Genomic DNA, 22,963 nt, shown 5'->3' with positions numbered 1-22,963 from the left:
TTCCCCTTAACGTGTAGCGAGATGTATAGTGGCGGTCATTCCTGCGCTAAGCTGTGTATTTTCGGGCAATGAATCTAACTTAATATCAACAGGAATACGTTGCGATAAACGTACCCAATTAAATGTTTGTTGTACTTGTGGTAAAAGCTGACCGTTACTTTGTGTATTCGTATTTGCAATGGCTTTACCTACACTCACTACATGCCCTGTTAATTGCTTACCACCACTTAAAAGGGCTATTTTAGCTTTTTGATCAGGATAAATAAGTGGTATTTTACTCTCTTCAAAGTAACCCGTTACATAAAATGAATCTGACTGAACAATAGCAAAAACAGGTGTGCCTTGAGCTACATAGTTGCCTTGGCGTAAATTCAAATTAATTATTTGCCCTGATGCAGGCGCAACAATTTTAGTTCTATCAACATTTAACTGCGCAATTGTTTGCTCTGTCTTGGCTAAGTTATAATTTGCTTCAGCAATTTTAGTATTAATACGTGTTGATTCTAGCGTTTCTTCACTAATTGCCTGTTGAGTGTTTAGCTCAACACGTCTTTCGTATTTGTGCTTGGCAAGTTCCCATGTATACAATGCGTTTTCTGTGTTTGCTTTACTTTTATCAAGCGCTGCTTGATAACGCTTTTGATCAACATTAAAAAGTACTTCGCCTTTTTGTACGTTTTGACCATCTTTAATATTTAAAGCAGTTACCCAACCCGACACGTCTGGAGCAACCGTGACAATATCGGCTCGAATACGCCCATCACGCGTCCAAGGAGTATGCATGTAGTCAGTCCATACCCAACGCCCAGCAAAAACCGCAGCTATAACAACCAAGATAGTAAAAGGAATACGCAGATATTTAATCATTCAATTTATCTTCCACTTAGTAATACCAACCCGCAATAATACTTGAGTAATTTGAGGGCTTAAACCTGACGCTAACTGTGTTAAAAATTTCTGATATAGAACAACTAAATAACGAAATTTTTGCCTTGTTATCGACACGGTTTTCTTGCCTCAAAATAGCTCAATTAATTAAGCAAATTGGTATAAATAGACGGCGAGTGCCAAGTAACAAACAAATAGTGACACCTCAAACCAAGCCACTTTCCAAATACGGTCATGCCAATCTAGTCGATGCAAAGCAAAACGAGTCAACGCCGTTAAAATAAATGCTATTGGGAAGTAAACAATCAGCGGGCTAAACTCTAATCCCCCTAACACGACTGCTTGGAACATAATAAATATCCTAATGTTATTTAAAGCGATGATAAAAGCTGTAAAACCTAAATAAATTTACATCCGCACTACTCTTACAATCTATTATTTTGGCATATAAATCAATTAGCTTAATTGTACGTAGGTGTGCTTAATACATAATTAATGCCATTACATTTAAGCAGCACTAAGTATGTATAGTAGCTAAATCGCATATTAATAAGCTAAAGACCCCAGTTACCAGCCAAATAAATAAACCAGCGAGGTTTATTTATAAAAAAGTATTAGAGTATTTAACTCAATACTTAAAACGCCTATTTATAGCTGTTTGCAGAAGGGTTGGATAATTATAAACATTGAATTTTGCACTAAAAATGGGTAAATTAACAAAAAAACAACATGGATATAATTTAATGGAATCAATACACCCTACCCCATCTGAAACAACCCCACCAATAAATGAGCCTGCCGAACCAATTTTTAGCGGAAAAGTGCAATTTAGTGGTAAAGGTGGTGAGTTTTTTGGAATTTGGATTGTAAATATATTACTTAGCGTTATTACGCTTGGCATATATTCGGCGTGGGCTAAAGTACGTACGCATCGCTATTTTTACGGCCACACCCGCATAGATGGTCATAGTTTTGACTACTTAGCAACACCAATACAAATTTTAAAAGGTCGGATTTTAGCGGTTGTTGTATTTTTTATTTACACATTCTCAATTAGCTTTATGCCTATTTTAGGCCTGTTTATTGCTCTTGGTTTTATCTTTTTAATGCCATGGATTATTAACCAAGGTTTACGTTTTAATCTGCGCATGACCCGCCATCGTAATGTTCGCTTTGCTTTTAAAGGCAGCTATGGCGAAGCCTTTGTTAACTTTATACTTTTACCTATTGCCAGCATATTTACGCTTTATTTATTAATGCCTTACGTTATAAAACGTATTGATAGCTATATCCATAGCAATATTAGTTATGGTGACAAACCACTTACTGTAAATCTTAAAGGCGAAACCTATTACCTAACAGCGCTTATTTGCTTTGTAGTGAGCTCTATCACCATGGTGGTATTTATGGGGATTTTAGGATTATTTGGCCTCAACTTAGTAGATATTGAAAACCAACAAAATTTAGAAAACTCTGCAGCGATGGTTATGCTTCCTATCTTTATGATGATTGCCTATGTGCTAATGATTGCCATTGTTTCTGCTGTATGGCACGCCGCTATTAGAAATCACATTTTTGATAACAGCCATTTTGAAGGCGTTGCTACATTTAAATCAGAGCTAAAACCAATTCCTTTCGCTGTTTTACTATTAACTAATATGTTGGCTATTGTATTTTCTTTAGGGCTTGCATACCCATGGACAAAAGTACGTACATCAAAAATGCTCGCTGATGTAACTAACGTCACTATTTATCCTGGTGCATTAAACCTAATCGATACCGCGCAAGAACAGCAATCATCATTTGCTGAAGAAGCTGCAAACGTATTTGATATTGACCTTTCTCTAACTTAAGAGCTCACCATGGATGTAAAGGGACATTTTTTCCCCATCGCATCGAGTAACTATCAAGTGTGTGTTGCCACTATTAGCGACACACACATTGAAGTTATTAACGATGAACACGTTATAGCTCGCCACGCAATCTCAAGTCTAAAATTAAGTTCGGGGATGGCAGGACTTGCCGACGAACTAAACTTTGAAGATGGCAGTCGTTTTATTCCTCAAGATGTAAGTTACAGATGGCCATTTAAAGAAAATAACCACCACGTAATGGAACGCCTTGAAAAAAGTAAATGGGCAATTTTAGCCGCAGTAATATTTACACCGCTTTTTATGTGGTTAGTACTTTATAAAGCAGTACCCGCCATTGCTGTTTACAGTGTTGATACCCTGCCACGTAATGTTGTAGAACAAATGGGGGAGCAAAGTTTTACACTAATTAAAAAGATTGCGCTTGACCCAAGTGAGCTGCCCGCAGAGCAGCAAGCTAAAGTACAAGCGCATTTTACAAGTATGCTTAATGCGTTATCGCTTGATCAATCGGTGTATAGATTATCGTTTTATAAATCCGACAGCTTTGGTGCTAATGCGTTTGCACTACCCCATGGCCGTATCGTGGTCACAGATGATTTAGCAAATTTACTTGCCGATAAACCCAATGCACTAAAAGCGGTATTGCTACACGAAATGGGCCATGTAGTCCACCAGCATAGCGTACGTATTACAGCACAATCTGCCGCAAGTACGATTGTGCTAGCGGTTGTATTTGGTGATTTAGAAGGGGTTGCAGAGGTTGCGTTAGGTACAGGCGCATCATTTGCTCAGCAAGGGTTTTCACGAGATATGGAACGCGAGGCAGATACCTTTGCACTCATTCAATTAGAGTCACTTGGGTATTCGAGTAATGATTTTGCTGATGCAATAGAAGCGCTGCAAGAAAGCCATACCAGCGAAAACGAACACCTAGAAAAAGTAAATGACTTTTTAGAGTACTTGTCTAGCCACCCAAGTGCACAAGAGCGTATTGACACTGCTAGGAAATAATCGCGGTTATATTCAACTTGCTCGCTACATAGTGAGTTTAAGTTGGATATACCACGGCTTTTTTCCAAAGCTTTATCATATTGCACCGCTTGAAAAATTAATGACTGGCAGTGCTGATTTTTCAGCAGAAGTGTCTGACTTAATTACACGTTCGGCGGGTTTTGGCGAAATTATATTTGGATTGTGTTTATTTGTGTTTTATAAAAATAAATATCTAGTAATTTTAAATGTTTTAGCATTAATTGGCCTTTTACTCGCTGTAGTTGCAATGCAGCCACAATTGCTTATTGAAGCATTTAACCCTGTAACTACTAACCTGCCTCTTATTGGTCTAAGCGTTATTTGGTTAAAAGAAATTAAGCAGTTGAATAATCGATACCTCTAAATAAAAAAGGGTATGCAAGCGCATTAATGCCGTTCACTTAAGGTGAGCGGCTTTTTTATTTCTAGCGTACCGCTGTGGTCTTGGCTTGACTGCACGAGGAAAACCTCGATCCCTTCGAGGCTCTAGAATTAGGCTTTCTGCCATCGCATAAAAGTATTTTAATTGACGTGGTATGGCTCCAGGTGTTGAATAAGGTAATCCAACAAGCAACCTCATTATTTGAGCTAAACTACCATTGAAACTCAGTTGGTACGGTAAATAATCACCTTTTAATGTGTGGCACATTTTTACCATCTGATATCGCACCATATTATAAGTAAGCAACACTCCCCACAGCTCTTGCTTTACAAGCGCTGGTAAGCGACTTCTTAATGTTAATCGATTGCCCAGCATATATTGCTTTTGTTCCCGATAACCAAGCTCTATCTCCCAGCGGTGACTGTACAAATCACCTATATCGGCTGATAGATATCGCATCGGATCTGTCATAGATGTCATCACACTATATGATTTCCCCTTTATTTTTCGAGTCACTAACCTCGCGATTAAGGTGTTAGGCAGCGTTGGCCACATCTTTCTTGCTCTTGGGTTGCTGCTAAGTTGGACTAATTTATCATTACGCCCTAATGTTTGAATAACTTCATATTGCACATTTTTTTTCAGGGGGATTAGCCAATGGCGTTCACTGCCAGTTGTTTGCCATTTATGTAAAAGCCCTAAAGAATAGAAACCTTTGTCGAATAAAGTGAGACTGTTATCGGGTGTGGTTTCTATAAGCTTTTCAGCCAGCACCATTTCATTGACCTTGTAATCATCAAAAGCACTCCCCGTGATTAGGTGGCTGCTTAGCTCCATTTGACACACCATTCTGACCTGTGGGTATTGTGTATTAGTCGGTTTTGTAAAGGCTTCATTGTTTTGGGGTGAGTCATCCGTACGCCAAACGACACCATCGACACCAAGCAAGGTAAGCCCATTCCAATGAGGATGATTAGCGTCATTATTCCAATGCCTTTGGGTGCATTCAAATAAGGCTTTCATGGCGGCTTCACCTAGGTTTTTACGACGCTGAGTTAAAGCACTTGGCGCAACAAATGGCTTACCATCGCGGTCAACAATGTCGAGCATATTAACGACATCGGCCATCGATTTGTCATTATAAATAACCATCCCGATCAACAACCAAGCCATCGATTCTAGGGTTAGTTTTCTTTTTCGTAGTGTAACGGTTTCGGTCAGTGCATAGGCTTCTTCGATAAGAGATAAAGGGAGTAAGTCTGCGAGTGTTTCAACGTCATTAGGTTTGATGTTGTTAATAATATCGAGAGCATTAGAAAGTTGCATAAAAAAATCCGAATTCTACAAAAGAATTCGGATTCTTACATACCTAGAAGATCGTTCAAGTGCTATTAACTAATTCTTAAATGATCGGCATTAATGCAAGCGCATACCCTTTTTTGTAGTACTTAAGTTATATAATTAGTACTTATTTTTATGCGTCCACAAATGCAGTAATTCGCTCGCAATGGTTGCTGCGGCAATAGCGGTAAGCTCACTTTGGTCGTACGAAGGTGATACTTCTACTACATCCATACCTACCATGTTTATGCCTTTTAGCGCACGCAGTACTTTAAGTACTTTATCTGACGTTAAACCACCACACACAGGAGTGCCTGTACCAGGCGCAAACGCAGGGTCTAAACAATCTATATCAAACGTTAAGTAAACAGGTAGGTCACCTACTCGCTCAAGTATTTGCGCTGCAATTTCATTTGCATGTAAATCATTGGCTTGCATTGCATCAATCACAGCAAACTCATGTTTACTTTGATCAAAGTCGGTACGAATACCTATTTGTATACTGTGCTCAACATCAATCAGCCCTTCCATTGGTGCATGATAAAACATAGTGCCGTGATCAAATCGCGAGCCATTGCTATAGGTATCGGTGTGCGCATCAAAATGCACTAACGCCATTTTGCCATGTATTTTTGCATGAGCACGTAATAGCGGAAGCGTCACAAAGTGATCGCCCCCTAAACCTAATAGTGTTTTACCTTGGCGAAGTATTTGATCCGCAGCCATTTCTAGTTGCACAGTAAAATACTCAGGATCCCCGACAGGGTAAGTAAAGTCCCCTGCGTCTGCCACTTTTAAGCGCTCAAACAACGGGAACGTCCACGGGTATTTAGTGTCTTCCCATGCTAAATGAACCGATGCACGACGAATTGCATCAGGGCCTAAGCGCGCACCAGGGCGGCCCGAGGTCGCTAAATCAAATGGTAAGCCTAAAACCACTACGTCTGCATCAATTGCATTAATGTTTTGCACCATAGGACGACGTAAAAATGTCATCCCATTTGAGTACAATGAGTGATCTGCGTGACCAAACAAAGTCGACATTGCTTATAACTCTTCTAAATAAGTGTAGCCATCAAGGCCGCTTTGCAACTCGTCTAAAACGCTTTGCTGTTCGTGTTTTTCAATTTTAGTGCTTACTAACTGCTCGTATGATTGCTGAAAACTTTCAACATCTAAATGTACATAGCGCATCATATCGGCAACAGTGTCACCTTGGTTTATCTCGGTAATACTTGCAACGCCTTGCTCATCCATATTGACAATTGCGCTGTGCGTATCGCCAAACAAGTTATGCATGTCACCTAAAATTTCTTGATAAGCACCCACCAAGAAAAAACCCATTAAATAAGGTTTATCAGCACTAAACTCTGGCACTGGTAGTGTGCTTTCAATACCTTGTCCATCTACGTAATGCTCAAGTGCGCCGTCTGAATCACAGGTTATATCAAGTAATACAGCACGTTTTTTTGGTGCTTCAGTTAAGCCACTTAATGGCAATACCGGAAACACTTGATCAATGCCCCATGCATCTGGAAGCGATTGAAATAACGAGAAGTTTACAAAAAACTTATCGGCTAAACGTACGTTTAACTCGTCAATAATCGGACGATGAAAACGGTTTTTATTATCCATGTGCTTGTTAAGTTCATAACAAATACGGATATTAATTTGTTCAGCCCATGCACGCTGCGATAAGTCTAATAAACCGAGTGCAAATTGGTTATGCGCTTCAGCTAAATCACCTTGGCTGTCGTGATAAATCTCAATTAATGCACGGTCATCCGTTAAATCAGTTAACTGTACAAACGATGCCCACATGTTTTTTAATAACAGGGGTGCATCTGCCGCTGGCGCTACTAACTCTTCTGGCGTGTAACTTTCAGTACCAATAACATTAGAAATAAGCACAGCATGATGCGCCGTAAGCGCACGACCCGACTCAGAAATAATAGTCGGCATTGGTTGCTCATATTGCTTACATGTATCACCAATGGTGTACACAATGTTATTCGCATATTCAGCTAAGCTGTAATTCATAGAGTTATGCGACTGGCTACGCGTGCCGTCGTAATCAACAGCTAAACCGCCACCTACATCAAGGCAATCAATTTCTGCGCCTAGTTTACGTAGCTCACAGTAAAAACGCGCAGCTTCGCTTACACCTAAACGTACGTCACGAATGTTCGCCATTTGTGACCCTAAGTGAAAATGCACAAGCTGCAATAAATCAAGCTGGTTTGCGCCTTTTAAACGATTAACTACATGTAAAACTTGCGATGCGGATAAACCAAATTTTGATTTTTCGCCACCACTCGCTTGCCACTTACCTTTACCTTGCGACGCTAAACGTACACGAATACCAATGCGTGGTTTTACGTTAAGCTCTTTTGCTTGGCTAAGCACCATGTCTAGCTCAGAAAGCTTTTCAAGTACGATATACACTTTATGACCTAGCTTTTCGCCAATAAGTGCTAAACGTACGTACTCTTTATCTTTGTAGCCGTTACATACAATAACGGCGCTGGTTTTTTCAGCCAGTGCTAGTACCGTTAGTAATTCAGGCTTGCTGCCTGCTTCTAAACCAAGTTGCTTTTTTTCTACTTGTGCTTGGCTTGCTACTATTTCTTCAACCACTTCACGTTGTTGGTTTACTTTTATCGGGTAAACTAATAGATAGTCTTTAGGGTAACCATAGTTTTCAATCGCAGTATTAAATGCGCCGCATAAGCTGTGTACACGATGGTGTAAAATTTGCGGAAAACGAACTAAAGCAGGTAAGCTTAAACCTTTATCTTGTAGTTGCTTTGCGATATCTGTTAGTGCAATGGTTTGCTCTGGGGCATGAGCCTTGGGCGCAACATACACATCACCTTGATCATTAATACCAAAAAAACCTTGGCTCCAATGACGAACATTGTAGCTCGTACGAGCTTGTTCTAGTGATGTTGTCTCTTTCATTTATCTTTCTCTTTTATTTAATTAATGCCGACTCGGCTAGTGCCGCGCATTAAAAGAAAAATAGAGATTCAAGTCCAACAAGTATTTTTACTCGTAACGAGTGATTTTTGATGTTAAAAAAATAACCAAACAACTATTGCCCGCTAGCATATATAAAACAGGACTTTGATGATTTTTAAAGATAAGAAAAGTTATAAAAAATGGCTATTTTTAAATGACTCATTATAAATTTTATTAGTAAAAATGAATGAGCTCGTTCAATAAAATTCATCTTGAGTTACTTTGTTTATAAAATTTACTTTTGATGGGTTAGAGCAAGGCGTTCTCAACACCTCAATTACTTACAGTTTAGCCAACGTGTTGTGGCCAAGTAATACCTATGTATTCTGCAAAGTGAATAAAAACTGCACGTCAAAAACGCTTAGCATACATCCACCAGCTTCAATCATTACTTGGCGCAAATGTAGCGTTAGGTATTGCCTGTGGTATTGAAAGTGGGAAATTGCAGTAGTGTATAAGCGAATTCGATTAATTGACTATAAGCTAGCTATGCACTTTTTGGGGCAAACATAATTATAGCCATACCTAGCAGTGCAACTAGACCACCGATAATATCCCACATAGTAAGCTTTACGCCATCAACAACCCATAACCATAATAGCGCAACGCAAATATATACGCCGCCATAAGCTGCATACACACGCCCGGCAGCAGTAGGATGTAAAGAGAGCAACCATGCAAATAGTGCCAAACTTAACGCTGCAGGAATTAAAAGTAAAATGCTTTTATCTTGCTTAAGCCAAAGGTAGGGCAAATAGCAACCCACTATTTCTGCTAAGGCTGTAATAGTAAAAAGTGCGATTGTTTTTAATTCAAACATAATGCTCCGCGCAAAAATAACAAGCATAACAATCAATACAAATTGTTATGCTTAGTATTCGTTATGAATCTGCGTTGTTATTCGCTAAGCGCCATGGTGGCAAGTTTCATTGTGCTTTCAAACGACTTAGTGCCCGCTATAAATAAACCATTATGGCAAAACACTGCATCATCAATACCGGTTTCATCTACGAACGCTTGATCAGATAAACCAGACCATGCTTTAGGAAGCGGTTTTCTATCTTCAAACGAGCCAGGCTCAACGGGTACTGTTTGTAATATCCATTGCCCAGAATGCGATGGGTAAACCATGTATAGCGCCTCACTTGATAAAATATGCACTGTTTTTTTCCACGGTGTGTACTTTTCAAGCACGATTACTCTGGCATCGTCTGCATTTTCAATTGCTTTGGCGACAATCTCTTTTGCATTAACACTACCGTGAGCTGAGGCGATAAAACGAATGAGCATGCGAGCTGCAAATTCAACGGCTTCATCAAAGCAGGTATCAAAGTTACTTTCTTCTTCCCATGTAGGGTTAAACATTGAAATTGTTTGGCTCAAGCTTATCCCTTTTGATACACCTTCAACATGACCACAATCAATGGCGTCAATAGTTGAAACTAAGCCTGAATCCACTCTATCAGCAACGGCTTGGTTATCATCACACAGTGCTAAGCCGTATTTTTTCCACACTAATCCAAATGATGAAAAAGGAATGCCATTTTCTCGCTCGCCTGCACCACCACGTTGATGATGATCAAAGCGATTAGTTTCAGGATCGTATTCCCCACCTACATCTATTACGTAGTCGGCACTTTCTATAAGTGCTTTATCGCGTGTGCGTACCAATTTAAACGTTGGCAAAACATGTTTAAGTACCGCAATACTAAAAACGTCATCTGCATGAAAATTACCATTGTGGGTTACTACTGTTATTTCGCTCATTTGTTTATTGCTACTTTTAGAAAAGATAAAAATTCTCGCTTTGTAAGTTAGTCACTAATTATCGAGGCAGATTTTATACGAAGACAGGTGTTAAAAACAGTGAAGTATTTTTGCATCACTATAAAAGCTGCTTTTATAGTTACTAGTTTGAGTATGACTTTTATTACAAGATAATAATGAAGGCTGATATTTACGACACATTAAGCTTTAATATGTCGCAGCGTTAATGAACTTATTTACTAAGCCCTAATTCCATAAAAACACTTTGTGGATTATCTACATATGAGCCAAAACTGCTACAGCGTTTAAAGCCTAAATTTTCATATAAATTGATTGATTTTATTTGTTTTGGGCCTGTTTCTAAGCGTATTAACGGGATTTGTTTTTCGCCAGCTTGATGCAATAAAATCTGCATAATACGTCTTGATAGCCCTTTACCACGATGACTTGGTTTTACATATAAACGTCTTATTTCGCCGTAAGGCTGGGTATCAAATTTCTCTACAATCGCACCGCAGGCAATAATACCTTCTTCAGTTTTTAAACCAATAGCGTACACATTAGGTAAGGTTAATTCGTTTAACTCCAGAGACTGTGCGGTAGCCACAGGATATAAAGAATTTATAAGTCGGTCTATATCATCAAATACATTTACCACGTCGGGATCATTCGGGTTCAAATCGACTAACTGCATAAAGCTTCCATTCATTGTTATAAGTTTATTAAGCTTTAAATAATATATTTAAGCGGTCATAGCTTAGCATTGTTTAATTAAAAAATCTTTACTCCTTATTTAGCATATGGGTTATGAAATTTCACCAGCTAAAAGAGCAAAAGTGGCCTAGCAAGTGTGTAAATTTTGCTAAATTATTACTAATTAATAAATAGTAGTGTTCAAGTATTATTGCGCATTAGTATTAGCGCTATGCCATTTTGAATAGCCTTCTTTATCCATCGGCCTTGCAATTAAGTAGCCTTGCATGGCGTCAATATTCATTTTTTTAAGTAAGTCATATTGTTCTGTTGTTTCTACGCCTTCTGCAACGACCACTAAGTTTAAGCTTTTTCCTAAACTGATAATTGTTTGCGCAATATTAAAGCCAACCGTGCTATCTAAAATTTTATCAATAAAGCTTTTATCTATTTTTAATTCTTTAACAGGAAACGCACTTAAGTACGCTAAGCAGGAGTAACCGGTTCCAAAATCATCAATCGAAAATAAAAAGCCAGCAGCAATGAGCTCTTTCATTTGCCTAATTGTATAATCTATATCGCTTGAGAGCATTGACTCGGTTATTTCTAACTTAATTTGCTGTGCTCGAATATCAAATTTATTGATAGTGCTAAACAGCTCTCCTTTTAAATTTGATGAATTAAACTGGCTTTGACTAATATTAATTGAAACACTAAACGAGTCGTCAATTATGTTATCTGCTTTAAGTTCGTTTATTAAAATACATATATCATGTAAAACAATATTTTGTAGTTTTTGAATAAGCCCGTATTGCTCTGCAATTGGTATAAATTCGTTTGCTGTTATCAGCCCTCTTTGAGGATGGTTCCACCTAATAAGTGCTTCAGCACCAACAACATCACCCTGCGTATTAACTTGTGGCTGAAAGTAAGCACAAAACTCATTAGACGCAATTGCTCTCACTATGTCGGTTTCTAGCTCTGTTTGCTTTTCAAGTAGTGTTTGCAAGGCTGGGTCGTAAAAGCTGCTGCTATTACCCCCTTTATTTTTAGAACAATACATAGCAGTATCTGCAAATTTTAATATATTGTCAGCCTGTGCGTTTACGCTATCAATTAGACAAATACCTATGCTGCAGCTTACTTGAAATGCAAGGTTGCCCACTTCAAATTTATCATGAAAAGCTCTTTGAATCTCTTTGGCTACTATTTTGCACTCGATGCTCGCCTGCAGTGTATTTTCTCCAACGTGTTTTAGTAAAATAATAAACTCATCGCCACCCGCTCTGGCCAACGTATCAGATCCTTTTATTATTGCGCTTAACCTTTTTGCTAATTCCACAAGTACTTCATCACCCGCACTGTGCCCAAGTGAATCATTAATACGCTTAAAGTTATCTAGGTCTAAAAATAATAATGCCCCTATATTTTTGTTACGCTTAACACTCTCTACACATCGACTTAATTTGTCGTTAAGCATCCTTCTATTTGGAAGATTAGTTAATGGATCGTAAAAGGCGAGCTTATGAACTTCTTGCTCAGCCTTTTTCTTTATTGAAATATCTCTGGCCATCCACACTACATGTCTTTTTGTAGGACTACTGGGATTGTAATGATCTAGAGCGGCAGCTCGTCCCTCAAAAACTATGCCCCCTTTGGGAACATTTAATTCATATTCAAATATTTGCATCTCGTTAGTCGAGAGTGTTGTTTCGATGACATCCATTATCATCTTCGCATCTTTTTGAGAAAGTAGGTCTTTAACATTTTCGCCAATAAGATCCGTGGTCGAATCAAGCAGTAACTCATTAGAGGTACCATAAACATCGGTATATGTGCCATCCTCACTTAAAATGAGGATGAGATCGGGCATTACTTTGGTGAAGGTTTTAAATTTTTCATTACTGTGCTGTAAATTAAAGACAAGCTGTTTTGCCTTCTCAAATTCGTTACTTTTCTCAAGAGCAATACTTGAAAAGTGTACAAAAAAATCTATTAGTTCTAAATCTTGCTCTGATGGGGCTTTAGGGGTGCTGTGATAAATAGCAAAGGTGCCTAACAAATCAGCTTGAGTTGAAAAAATAGGTGTTGACCAACATGACTTTAGATCAAACTTTAGCGCTAAATCTTTAAAGTCCTCCCAAAGCGGTGAGGTTTCAATATTTTCTACAATCGTGCGCGATTTCGAAAATGCTGCAGTACCACATGAACCTACTTTTGGCCCTATGTGAACTCCATTAAGCAAACTACAGTACTCTGGATGAATATTAGGAGCTGCGCAATGAAAAAGCTGCTGGCCTTTAACTGATAAGATTGAACACCTAGCGGATTCATCATCAATAATTTGCTCGATTGATGAACAAATTTCAGTAAGCACCTCACTTAAAGGTACCCCTAATGCAATTTTAGATAAAATGCCTTGCTGGTGAGATAATAACTTTTTTAACCTATCCGTACCCATTTTCCTTTACCCGTATTATTTATACACATTGAAACAACAAAAGCTTTAAGTAAGCGCTTTTTTCTTACGCAGTAAAATTCATTATAGTCATGATTAGTAAGTTTTTTATTTTATTGGCAAAAAATAATCGGGCCTGTCTTAAATAATCATAGTTGCGTATTACTGAACACCTATTGTTACTATATAAACAAAACTACAATATTAAAGCTAACACTTTGTTACTTAAAAGTACTGTTCAAAATTATTAAGCTATTTATACTATAAGTAATGGTAATATTTTTTGAGGTTACAGTGCAGATCACACAAGGTATGGAATACTTTTTTTCGGGGTTTAAATTAATTAGCCAAAAAGGGCTAAAGCGTTTTGTACTTATCCCGCTTTTAATTAATATTTTGCTATTTATAAGCTCAATGTTTCTTTTAATTATAAAATTTGAAGAATGGATCACTGCTTTAATTAATTGGCTTCCTGATATTCTAAGTTGGTTAGAATGGCTTATTTGGCCTACAGCAATATTTGTTACTTTATTCAGTTACGGGATGCTCTTTACAGTCATCACTAATTTTATTGCAGCCCCCTTTAATGCTTTACTAAGCGAAAAAGTTGAGCTTTACCTAACAGGTCAAAAAATTAACGATGACGGCTTTGCCGAACTAGTTAAAGATATACCTCGCATGCTTGCCCGTGAGTGGACAAAACTATGCTACTACCTTCCCCGCGCAATTGGTTTTTTTATATTGTTGTGGGTTTTACCGGTTATTGGTCAAATACTATGGGTTTTGTTTACTTGTTGGATGTACGCAGTTCAATACGAAGACTATGCGTTTGATAACCATAAAATTGACTTTAAGCAAATGAAAGACGATTTAAAATCTAAGCAAGGTTTGTCATACGGATTTGGTTTTGCTGTTATGTTGTTAACTGCTATCCCTTTTATAAACTTAATAGTTATGCCAGTCGCAGTGTGCGGTGCAACACGTTTATGGGTAGATAACTATCGTCCAAAATATCGCAGTTAATTAAAAGGTTGCTAACTTTTCAATATCCGAAGTAAACCACATTCTAGATTAAAGAAGCACCTAAGGTGCTTTTTTTAATCTATTTTTAAAGCAATAAACTCAAGCGATGCGCGCCTTGGTAATGCATCGCTTTGTTTATCTACTTCTTCAAATTTTTTAATCAAAATACTAAAGCGCTGATTATTAATATTAACGGTTGTAACTTCACCAATTTTTATACTGTAGTTTTGCTGCTGATCAAACAGCGTTAGTATCTGACCTTTTTCACGCTCTACGTATAAATAAGGTGTTTGGTCTGGCATTTTTAAACGAATGACATTGATTTTACTTAGCTCATGTACCGCGACCCAATTCTGACTCTGCATTAACGTATTATAACGACTAATACCTTCAGGCTGATAAGCAACATCTTGGCTTATAAAGCATGTCTTACAACCCTTTACTGATTCAATTCGCCAGTCAACAGCTGTATTTTTATAATACAAATTATCATTTTTTAGTAACCACTCACGTGCATTGTTAGTATCGCTACACGCTATTAGTAAGCTAAAAAAACTACTCAAGATAATAAACTTAGTGCTTAGCATTGGCTTCATACTATTGCTCTTTAATTGCTTTTAACTCAGCAATAATTGCACTACTTGGCTGTGCTTCTTTTATATAACTGGGCAGCATTTCAATATTAGCAGGCGAGCTTTGTAAATTATGCACCTTACTGTTATTTGTACTTGGCACGCCAAATCGATTACCTGCACTTTGCATATAAAACTGTAAATTAAGCATGCTCCACTCATCTACATCACTCAGTATTGATATTGTATTATCTTGGTTAGTATCAAAGCTGGTTAAGCTTTCGGTGTTAATTGCATTACAATTAAAATCAACTGGTAGTGAGCTATTTCTATTTAACCCCTGTACTTCAAGTATGGTGCTTTCATTTAAATCTGCCGAACTACCATTTGAATAATCAATAATAAAATCATCCGTAGAGCCTAAATGACTATTAGTATTTGGTGCAATATCGCAACTAACATTGCCTGGGTAAAAACGCTCATAGTAGCGATCGCCTTCGTTATTACCTATTGTTGATAAACCCGCTAATTGATATAAATAGTTCATAGAGCTTAAATGATTAGGCTTAAAATTAACTTCTTCATCACCGCCATGGTATAAACCTAAGTTATGACCTAACTCATGAAATATTGTTGATGCTTGATAATTATAAGTTACATTGGTTGCTACTTGCGTATCAAGCGTTAAACCCCAGCCCCCCATAGTTACCATTAAATCATTACCGCTTATCTCAGCAATACCCGAACCACTAATACTACCGTCTTCGTTACCACTACTTGCCATTAATAAATAATGGAAAATGGGCCTGCGAGTTATATCGCTATATTCCATTTTATAAGCAAATAAATTAGGGCTACTTAAATCGTATTCAAACGGGGTATAGCTATTAAAAGGGACAAGATTTCCGCCACCTAAATCCAAATTTTGCGGTGCTGTATTTGTATTTTGATCAAACAAATCACCTACGTCAAAGTGGACTGTATAACCTTTTTCTGCAAAAACAGTGGCTACTTTTTCAAGTGCTGTTCGATGTGGAGTAATACCTACATCACTGCTGTCCATATAATCAACTTCAATAAATATATCTTTTTGTGCGGTACGCGCCCCCCCCACTCATAAAGTGGTAAACCCGCGAATGTTGTACCCTGTTGCTCAGCGCAATCAGGAATACCATCCTCATCATCATCTATTGTGCAATTTATATTGTTTGGCCCAGCGGGTGTGTTAAACACAGAATAACTCCAATCAGTGCTTTGATTAGTGTCTGTCGCATTAAGCTCGCGCTTTAAGCTGCCTCCTTGCTCGGAGATGATTTGCTCTGCGTTACCACCTTGCCATTGTGATGGCGTTACTGGTTCTTGTACTGAGTTACCAAATTTTACAAAGTCGATTGTTTGTGTACCTGCACTATTAAGTAATTCTACAAAACCGTTTATGTACCAATAAGGTCTAATTTCATCACTAGCATTACCTACAAGCGCTATTTTAGGGTTGTTAACTGACGCATTTACTAAAAAATAATCTCCAAACTTACTTTGTAAAATAAGGTACTCACCATTTTCAAGCTCTTTATTGGGCAGTGAAAAAGTTGTCTGCGCACTAGTCGAGCTATTAACCATATTAATACTGCGGGATTTAAGCGAATAACTCTGTAAGTCTACAGCAGCCCCTGTGCCGTTATAAATTTCAATCCAAGGTAGGTCGTTACTAAATTGCACAGAAGAAACTTCAGTTATTTTTATATCTTGGCTAGAGGTAGTAAAAGAAGTAGCGGTTTGCGTTTCAATGGCCGTATCATCAAAATTAGTTAAATCAGCTGTAACACGGACGATATATTGGCTATCTTCATTAAAGCTTGCGCTTACATTTACAGTATGAAAATAAGTACTTGTGTCACTAGTAGTACCCGACAAACTTTCAATATTTAAGGGCAAGCAAGTAGTAAAATTATCTGCCGACACTTGTACACTTCCTGTACAAGCACCACTACTAGAATTAACGGCTAAAGTGCTCGTTAGCATAATATCTGAAAACGTAATACTAACAGGGCTATCTACAAGAACTGGGTCATTATTACTTTGGGGTGTTACATTACTAATTGTAGCGGGCGTTGAATCAACCACAGTAATATTCAGGGTAAATTCGGTTGTGTCTTTTGAATCAGACGCAGTTAACGTATAGCTTTGTGAAGTGATACTGTTTGCAGGAGGTGTGTAGCTAAAAAGTAAGGCTTGTGCATCAATAACACTAATTTGTGCACCATTTAAATCATCACCAAAATCAATCTGAACGGTATCGTTATCGGCATCGCTAACTACTAAACTAAATTCTGTGGCTTGATTATATTGCACGCTAATACTTACATCATCTGCAGTTGGTGGATTGTTTGGTGCTAATACTGCAACTGTTTTTTGAGCGCTATTTGTAGCGTTATCGTCATCGGTTACAGTAACCACAAATGTAACATTGGTATTTTGTGAAACAGTGGGCGCATTAAAGCTAATGCTTGTTTGTGTTTGAGTAAGTTCAACTACAGGACCACTTATTTGCTGCCAAGTTATGCTATTAATACTACCATCGCTGTCTTGTGCATCTGCAACTAAGGTTACACTGTCAGCTTCTTCAGGGCCTGTAACAATGACTGTTGGCGCGCTATTTACTTGATTAATTAAAACCGTTTTACTCGCTTGAGCGCTTTTACCTGCATTGTCAGTTACGGTTACGCTAAAACCTAGTGTTGTATTTTTAGATACATTAGGGGCGGTAAAACTAAGGACTCCATCAGTTTGTGAAAACTCAACATTGTCCCCAGCAGACTGAATCCAATTAATATTACTTATAGTGCCATCTGTATCTTGAGCGTTAGCAACTAAACTAACTTGTGTGCTGGCAAGTGCACTACTTGGGCCTGTTATATTAACTGTAGGAGCATTATTTTGAGAGGTGATAGTGCCTGAAAAAACTTGTTGTGCAGTAGCACCTGAGTTGTCAGTAACTGTAACCGAAAAGCTAAAGGTCGTATCGGTTGTTACACTAGGTGCAGTGGCTGTAAGCGTGTTACCGTTAGAGGTAAACGTAAACTCGGGCCCGCTAAGTTGTTGCCATTGATAGCTGGCAATTTGTCCGTCGCTATCACTTGCAAGCGCTGTAATAGTAAATGGTTGATTAGAAGTAATAACGTTACTGCTAACCGAAAGCGTAACACTGGGCGCAGCGTTACCAGAGGGCGTAGTTGTATCACTACTTTCGCCTCCCCCGCCACAACCTGTGATTAAAAGTGATAAAAAAAGTAAACTTAGCTATTTATTAATATTGTTTTTTACCACTTTTAGCCTCTACATATTAACTATACAAATTTTGTGGCACCTTAGTAACGTTTAAATGAACGGTTATTTCCTCACGATCATGATATAGATGTTTAGCTTGCAACTCGTAATTGATACCTTGTTTCTCAAGCTCTTTTCTGATCATCGAAAGGCATTCATAAACACTATCAAAGCGTTTTTTCATAGGCAGCTTTAAGTTAAATATAAACTCTTTTGCGTATGCACTTACTGCCCAGTCAATCATTAGCGTAGTCACTTTGGTCGGTTTTTCCACCATATCGCACACTAACCAAGTAATATTTCTTTTTTCTGGGCGATATTTAAAACCGTCGGCCCTAAAATGTTTAACTTGCCCAGTTTGCATTAAATCGTCATTCATTGGGCCGTTATCAATCGCACTTACAAACATACCACGGCGTACAAGCTGATAAGTCCAACCACCTGGGCATGCACCTAAATCAACACTGCGCATACCGGCAGCTACGCGTGACTCGCGTTGTTGCTCAGGTATAAATACGTTAAATGCTTCATCGAGTTTTAACGTTGAGCGACTCGGTGCATCGCTTGGCATACGAAGGCGCAAAATACCCATGAAAAATGGAGAATTATTAAAGCTATACGAGTAACCAACATAAGCCGTATTGTTTGTTAAAAACATGACATGCATTACTGGGCGATTTACTTTTGGCTCACGTAGTACAGTATTTTGTTTTTCGAGGGCTTTTTTAAGCGGTGTTGAGATTTTTTTACAGAACGTTAAAAGCTCTTTGCCTTCGTTTGTGTCTGGCGTTTCAACGCGCAGTTCTGAGCATAATGTAAAATCTTTAGCAGCTTCAACTACTGCGCTCACACGGTCCTCTACTGGCATGTTTTCAAGTAATGTGCCGGCAAACCATTGACGTGCAAACACCATGTTTTTAAAATCAACTTTTTTGATTATTTCATCGCTGTGATGCGCTTCAAAACATTCGTAAACAACATAACCTGTATTTGGTTTTGCTTTTACATACCCTGCAAAACCTTGCTCTGCAGCATGAAACGTTATTTCAGCAGCGGCATCGTTTTCAAAACCACTACGACAAAAAATCACAACACTAGACATATTAACCCTTAAACTCTTTAAAACTTAAATCGTGCAACTTGCACTAAAATAACAATCCAACCAATAATAAAGCACAACCCACCAAGTGGTGTTATCGGCCCTAGCCACTTCATTCCTGTTAGAGCGAGTAAATATAAACTGCCACTAAAAAGTAGTGTGCCCGTTATAAAAAAGCCACCAGCCCAACTTAGGTTTATGCCCCATTTAATTAAAATAGCCACTGCAATCAGTGCAAGTCCATGCACCATTTGATACTCAGCAGCTGTTTTAAAAACCCCTAATGAATACTCCGACAAGCGACTTTTTAAACCATGGGCAGCAAATGCACCTAACATCACCGAAAGCATACAAAAAATACTGCCGGCCATTAAAAATAATTTAATCATTTAACCTCCTAATCGAGTTTTAACACATCCCAATTTGTTGCTTAATAAATTCAACAGCCCTTAATGCTGCTATTTCTCTATTTTGCAGTTCAGTTACACCACTTTTTTTACGCGGCTTTAATGAGTGATCGCCATCAGTTAGCCATGTAAGCAAAGGCTGCTTTGGCATTTGCATAGTAAGCAGTTCTTCACGCGTACCAAATGTATCTCGCTCGCCCTGTAATACTAAAAACGGACAAATAATATCAGCAAAATGGTCGGTGCGTAGTTTTTCTGGCTTACCCGGCGGATGAAATGGATACCCAAATGCAACAACACCTTTAACGGGCTGCTCAGTGGTACATGCGAGCATTGATGCCATACGCCCACCCATCGATTTACCACCTATAAACAAGGGTAAGTTTGGCTGCGCCTGCCCAAGCACTTGCTCATAGTAATTAAGCAGTTTTGGCGCTCGTTCAGGCGGCCTGCGTTTATTGGTTTGTTTAGCAATTTGCATATATTCAAAATCAAATAAACCAACATCAATACCTTGCTCACTTATTAAATTTGCCATGTGTTGCATAAAGTCAGAATCGCTACCAGCACCTGCGCCATGTGCAAATATAAACTGTGCTATTGCAGGTTGCTCCGTGCTTTTAAACCATTCAATCATTATTAATACTCATGTTCTTGCTCATGCTCTACTAAGCTCAGCATCCACTCTTTAAACGAAACTATTTTACCAAGCTCTGTTTGCGACTCACGAAGCACTAAGTAATACGCATTTTTACTCTCTAGGCTATGATTAAACGGAATTACCAAACGCCCTGCGTCTATGTCGGGTTTAGCTAATACACTATTGCCAATTGCCACACCTTGTCCATGTACCGCTGCTTGTAACACCATAGAAGAGTGGCTAAATATAGGCCCTTGATTTACCTGGATGTTACGCACGCCTGCGGTTTTCATCCACGTTTTCCAGTTTTTACGTGTAGTGTCGTGTAATAGTGTGTGATGCGCTAAATCATTAGGTTGATCAAGCGGCTTTACCCCGCTTAATAACATAGGACTACAAAGTGGTACTAAATATTCGGTATGAAGCTTGTACGCTTGTACGCCATTCCAATGACCCCTTCCATAATAAATAGCAATATCTACGTCATCAGTGAGTGAGTTTTCATCTTGGTCTTGTGCTTTTATTCGCACATCTATCTCTGGATGTAACTCATTAAACAAACTCAAACGAGGCACTAACCACTGAATAGCAAAACTAGGGGTTAGGCTTACCGTTAGTGAGCCCTTAGCGCCACGAGCTAATAGCTTTTCAGTTGCATCAATAAGCTGAGTAAAAATCTCTTTAATATCTAAAAAATAGCCTTGGCCTTCTTCAGTTAATAATAAAGAGCGGTTTTTACGTAAAAACAACTTCAGCCCTAAATGCTCTTCAAGTGTTTTTATTTGATGACTTACTGCCGCCTGCGTTACATAAAGCTCTTCAGCAGCTTTTGTAAAACTTAAATGGCGTGCAGCCGCTTCAAAGGCTTTTAATGCGTTTAATGGAGGTACCCGTCTTGACATAATAACCAAGCTTAGAATTAGTTTTTCTTATGCGTGAGATTATATACATCATATAAGTTTGTGTATATTAAAGGCATAAAAAAAGCGACCTGAGTCGCTAATGCCGATCATTTAAGAATTAGTTAATAGCACTTGAACGATCTTCTAGGTATGTAAGAATCCGAATTCTTTTGTAGAATTCGGATTTTTTTATGCAACTTTCTAATGCTCTCGATATTATTAACAACATCAAACCTAATGACGTTGAAACACTCGCAGACTTACTCCCTTTATCTCTTATCGAAGAAGCCTATGCACTGACCGAAACCGTTACACTACGAAAAAGAAAACTAACCCTAGAATCGATGGCTTGGTTGTTGATCGGGATGGTTATTTATAATGACAAATCGATGGCCGATGTCGTTAATATGCTCGACATTGTTGACCGCGATGGTAAGCCATTTGTTGCGCCAAGTGCTTTAACTCAGCGTCGTAAAAACCTAGGTGAAGCCGCCATGAAAGCCTTATTTGAATGCACCCAAAGGCATTGGAATAATGACGCTAATCATCCTCATTGGAATGGGCTTACCTTGCTTGGTGTCGATGGTGTCGTTTGGCGTACGGATGACTCACCCCAAAACAATGAAGCCTTTACAAAACCGACTAATACACAATACCCACAGGTCAGAATGGTGTGTCAAATGGAGCTAAGCAGCCACCTAATCACGGGGAGTGCTTTTGATGATTACAAGGTCAATGAAATGGTGCTGGCTGAAAAGCTTATAGAAACCACACCCGATAACAGTCTCACTTTATTCGACAAAGGTTTCTATTCTTTAGGGCTTTTACATAAATGGCAAACAACTGGCAGTGAACGCCATTGGCTAATCCCCCTGAAAAAAAATGTGCAATATGAAGTTATTCAAACATTAGGGCGTAATGATAAATTAGTCCAACTTAGCAGCAACCCAAGAGCAAGAAAGATGTGGCCAACGCTGCCTAACACCTTAATCGCGAGGTTAGTGACTCGAAAAATAAAGGGGAAATCATATAGTGTGATGACATCTATGACAGATCCGATGCGATATCTATCAGCCGATATAGGTGATTTGTACAGTCACCGCTGGGAGATAGAGCTTGGTTATCGGGAACAAAAGCAATATATGCTGGGCAATCGATTAACATTAAGAAGTCGCTTACCAGCGCTTGTAAAGCAAGAGCTGTGGGGAGTGTTGCTTACTTATAATATGGTGCGATATCAGATGGTAAAAATGTGCCACACATTAAAAGGTGATTATTTACCGTACCAACTGAGTTTCAATGGTAGTTTAGCTCAAATAATGAGGTTGCTTGTTGGATTACCTTATTCAACACCTGGAGCCATACCACGTCAATTAAAATACTTTTATGCGATGGCAGAAAGCCTAATTCTAGAGCCTCGAAGGGATCGAGGTTTTCCTCGTGCAGTCAAGCCAAGACCACAGCGGTACGCTAGAAATAAAAAAGCCGCTCACCTTAAGTGAACGGCATTAGACCTGAGTCGCTTTTTAATAAACAT

General features: G+C 38.5%; 21 protein-coding genes and 1 pseudogene. 5 read left to right on the top strand and 17 right to left on the bottom strand.

The features are described from left to right. Positions 1 to 6: 6 nt before the first annotated feature. Positions 7 to 867, bottom strand: coding sequence for an HlyD family secretion protein (locus tag RB214_RS06065; RefSeq protein ID WP_309168609.1), 861 nt, complete (start codon positions 865 to 867; stop codon positions 7 to 9). A 168-nt stretch (positions 868 to 1,035) separates the two neighbouring features. Next, positions 1,036 to 1,239 (bottom strand): DUF1656 domain-containing protein, encoded by a 204-nt coding sequence (locus RB214_RS06060; protein ID WP_024597474.1) that lies wholly within the window; start codon positions 1,237 to 1,239, stop codon positions 1,036 to 1,038. 392 nt (positions 1,240 to 1,631) lie between these two features. Between RB214_RS06060 and RB214_RS06055 the strand changes: the two genes are divergently transcribed. Genes RB214_RS06055 through RB214_RS06045 form a run of 3 tightly spaced genes read left to right on the top strand, consistent with a single transcriptional unit; the run spans position 1,632 to position 4,158 of the window. Continuing rightward, positions 1,632 to 2,741 (top strand): YjgN family protein, encoded by a 1,110-nt coding sequence (locus RB214_RS06055; RefSeq protein WP_002958576.1) that lies wholly within the window; start codon positions 1,632 to 1,634, stop codon positions 2,739 to 2,741. A gap of 9 nt (positions 2,742 to 2,750) precedes the next feature. Continuing rightward, positions 2,751 to 3,773, top strand: coding sequence for a M48 family metallopeptidase (locus RB214_RS06050; RefSeq protein WP_309168608.1), 1,023 nt, complete (start codon positions 2,751 to 2,753; stop codon positions 3,771 to 3,773). After that, the gene (locus RB214_RS06045) at positions 3,760 to 4,158 is read left to right on the top strand and encodes a DoxX-like family protein (protein WP_309168962.1); all 399 of its coding nucleotides are present in this window, start codon (positions 3,760 to 3,762) and stop codon (positions 4,156 to 4,158) included. The genes RB214_RS06050 and RB214_RS06045 overlap by 14 nt, the downstream gene beginning before the upstream one ends. A 33-nt stretch (positions 4,159 to 4,191) precedes the next feature. Here RB214_RS06045 and RB214_RS06040 read toward each other — a convergent pair whose 3' ends face one another. The 7 genes from RB214_RS06040 to RB214_RS06010 form a co-directional block, all read right to left on the bottom strand. Then, entirely contained in the window at positions 4,192 to 5,502 is a 1,311-nt protein-coding gene (locus RB214_RS06040) for an IS4 family transposase (protein ID WP_309167426.1), read from the bottom strand. Between the two features lie 135 nt (positions 5,503 to 5,637). Continuing rightward, positions 5,638 to 6,561 carry an agmatinase gene (gene speB / locus RB214_RS06035; protein WP_309168607.1) on the bottom strand — a complete coding sequence of 308 codons (924 nt, stop codon included), beginning with the start codon at positions 6,559 to 6,561 and terminating at the stop codon, positions 5,638 to 5,640. 3 nt (positions 6,562 to 6,564) lie between these two features. Next, a complete protein-coding gene (speA, locus tag RB214_RS06030; RefSeq protein ID WP_002958572.1) occupies positions 6,565 to 8,478 on the bottom strand; it encodes a biosynthetic arginine decarboxylase in 1,914 nt (637 codons plus the stop codon). A 547-nt stretch (positions 8,479 to 9,025) separates the two neighbouring features. After that, positions 9,026 to 9,358, bottom strand: coding sequence for a YnfA family protein (locus RB214_RS06025; RefSeq protein ID WP_007378102.1), 333 nt, complete (start codon positions 9,356 to 9,358; stop codon positions 9,026 to 9,028). A gap of 77 nt (positions 9,359 to 9,435) precedes the next feature. Beyond that, positions 9,436 to 10,305: an MYG1 family protein gene (locus tag RB214_RS06020; protein WP_039489375.1), complete on the bottom strand. Its 870-nt coding sequence runs from the start codon at positions 10,303 to 10,305 to the stop codon at positions 9,436 to 9,438. A 232-nt stretch (positions 10,306 to 10,537) separates the two neighbouring features. Further along, entirely contained in the window at positions 10,538 to 10,999 is a 462-nt protein-coding gene (locus RB214_RS06015; RefSeq protein ID WP_002958569.1) for a GNAT family N-acetyltransferase, read from the bottom strand. A gap of 207 nt (positions 11,000 to 11,206) precedes the next feature. Continuing rightward, positions 11,207 to 13,459 carry an EAL domain-containing protein gene (locus RB214_RS06010; protein WP_309168606.1) on the bottom strand — a complete coding sequence of 751 codons (2,253 nt, stop codon included), beginning with the start codon at positions 13,457 to 13,459 and terminating at the stop codon, positions 11,207 to 11,209. A 309-nt stretch (positions 13,460 to 13,768) separates the two neighbouring features. Here RB214_RS06010 and cysZ point away from each other — a divergent pair, with 309 nt between their 5' ends. Continuing rightward, positions 13,769 to 14,479 (top strand): sulfate transporter CysZ, encoded by a 711-nt coding sequence (cysZ, locus tag RB214_RS06005; RefSeq protein ID WP_290193378.1) that lies wholly within the window; start codon positions 13,769 to 13,771, stop codon positions 14,477 to 14,479. A gap of 74 nt (positions 14,480 to 14,553) precedes the next feature. Here the strand turns inward: cysZ and RB214_RS06000 are convergent, their stop codons facing one another. From RB214_RS06000 to RB214_RS05965, 8 genes and pseudogenes are all read right to left on the bottom strand, one after another. Further along, on the bottom strand, positions 14,554 to 15,075 hold the full coding sequence (locus RB214_RS06000) for a hypothetical protein (protein ID WP_309168605.1): 522 nt from the start codon (positions 15,073 to 15,075) through the stop codon (positions 14,554 to 14,556). Between the two features lies 1 nt (position 15,076). Continuing rightward, complete coding sequence (locus RB214_RS05995) at positions 15,077 to 16,114, bottom strand: hypothetical protein (protein ID WP_309168604.1); 1,038 nt, start codon at positions 16,112 to 16,114, stop codon at positions 15,077 to 15,079. Further along, entirely contained in the window at positions 16,096 to 17,508 is a 1,413-nt protein-coding gene (locus RB214_RS05990; RefSeq protein ID WP_309168603.1) for a lamin tail domain-containing protein, read from the bottom strand. Before RB214_RS05990 ends, RB214_RS05995 begins: the two co-directional genes overlap by 19 nt. Then, positions 17,509 to 18,228, bottom strand: a pseudogene (locus RB214_RS20460) (Ig-like domain-containing protein); the annotation flags it as partial. It abuts the gene before it with no gap. A 166-nt stretch (positions 18,229 to 18,394) separates the two neighbouring features. Next, positions 18,395 to 19,480, bottom strand: coding sequence for a 23S rRNA (cytidine(2498)-2'-O)-methyltransferase RlmM (rlmM, locus tag RB214_RS05980; RefSeq protein ID WP_309168602.1), 1,086 nt, complete (start codon positions 19,478 to 19,480; stop codon positions 18,395 to 18,397). Between the two features lie 17 nt (positions 19,481 to 19,497). Further along, positions 19,498 to 19,866, bottom strand: a complete 369-nt coding sequence (locus RB214_RS05975) for a DUF423 domain-containing protein (RefSeq protein WP_166419119.1) — start codon at positions 19,864 to 19,866, stop codon at positions 19,498 to 19,500. 19 nt (positions 19,867 to 19,885) lie between these two features. After that, entirely contained in the window at positions 19,886 to 20,521 is a 636-nt protein-coding gene (locus tag RB214_RS05970; protein WP_309168601.1) for an alpha/beta fold hydrolase, read from the bottom strand. A gap of 2 nt (positions 20,522 to 20,523) precedes the next feature. Further along, positions 20,524 to 21,426: a transcriptional regulator GcvA gene (locus RB214_RS05965; protein WP_309168599.1), complete on the bottom strand. Its 903-nt coding sequence runs from the start codon at positions 21,424 to 21,426 to the stop codon at positions 20,524 to 20,526. Positions 21,427 to 21,617: 191 nt separating this feature from the next. Between RB214_RS05965 and RB214_RS05960 the strand changes: the two genes are divergently transcribed. After that, positions 21,618 to 22,928 carry an IS4 family transposase gene (locus RB214_RS05960; RefSeq protein WP_309167426.1) on the top strand — a complete coding sequence of 437 codons (1,311 nt, stop codon included), beginning with the start codon at positions 21,618 to 21,620 and terminating at the stop codon, positions 22,926 to 22,928. Positions 22,929 to 22,963: the final 35 nt, after the last annotated feature.

Origin of the sequence: Pseudoalteromonas sp. HL-AS1 (genome assembly GCF_031198785.1) — a bacterium.
GTDB classification, from domain to species: Bacteria; Pseudomonadota; Gammaproteobacteria; order Enterobacterales; family Alteromonadaceae; genus Pseudoalteromonas; species Pseudoalteromonas distincta.
The sequence above is the reverse complement of the archived record's forward strand: the minus strand, read 5'-3'. Positions and strand labels throughout refer to the sequence as shown.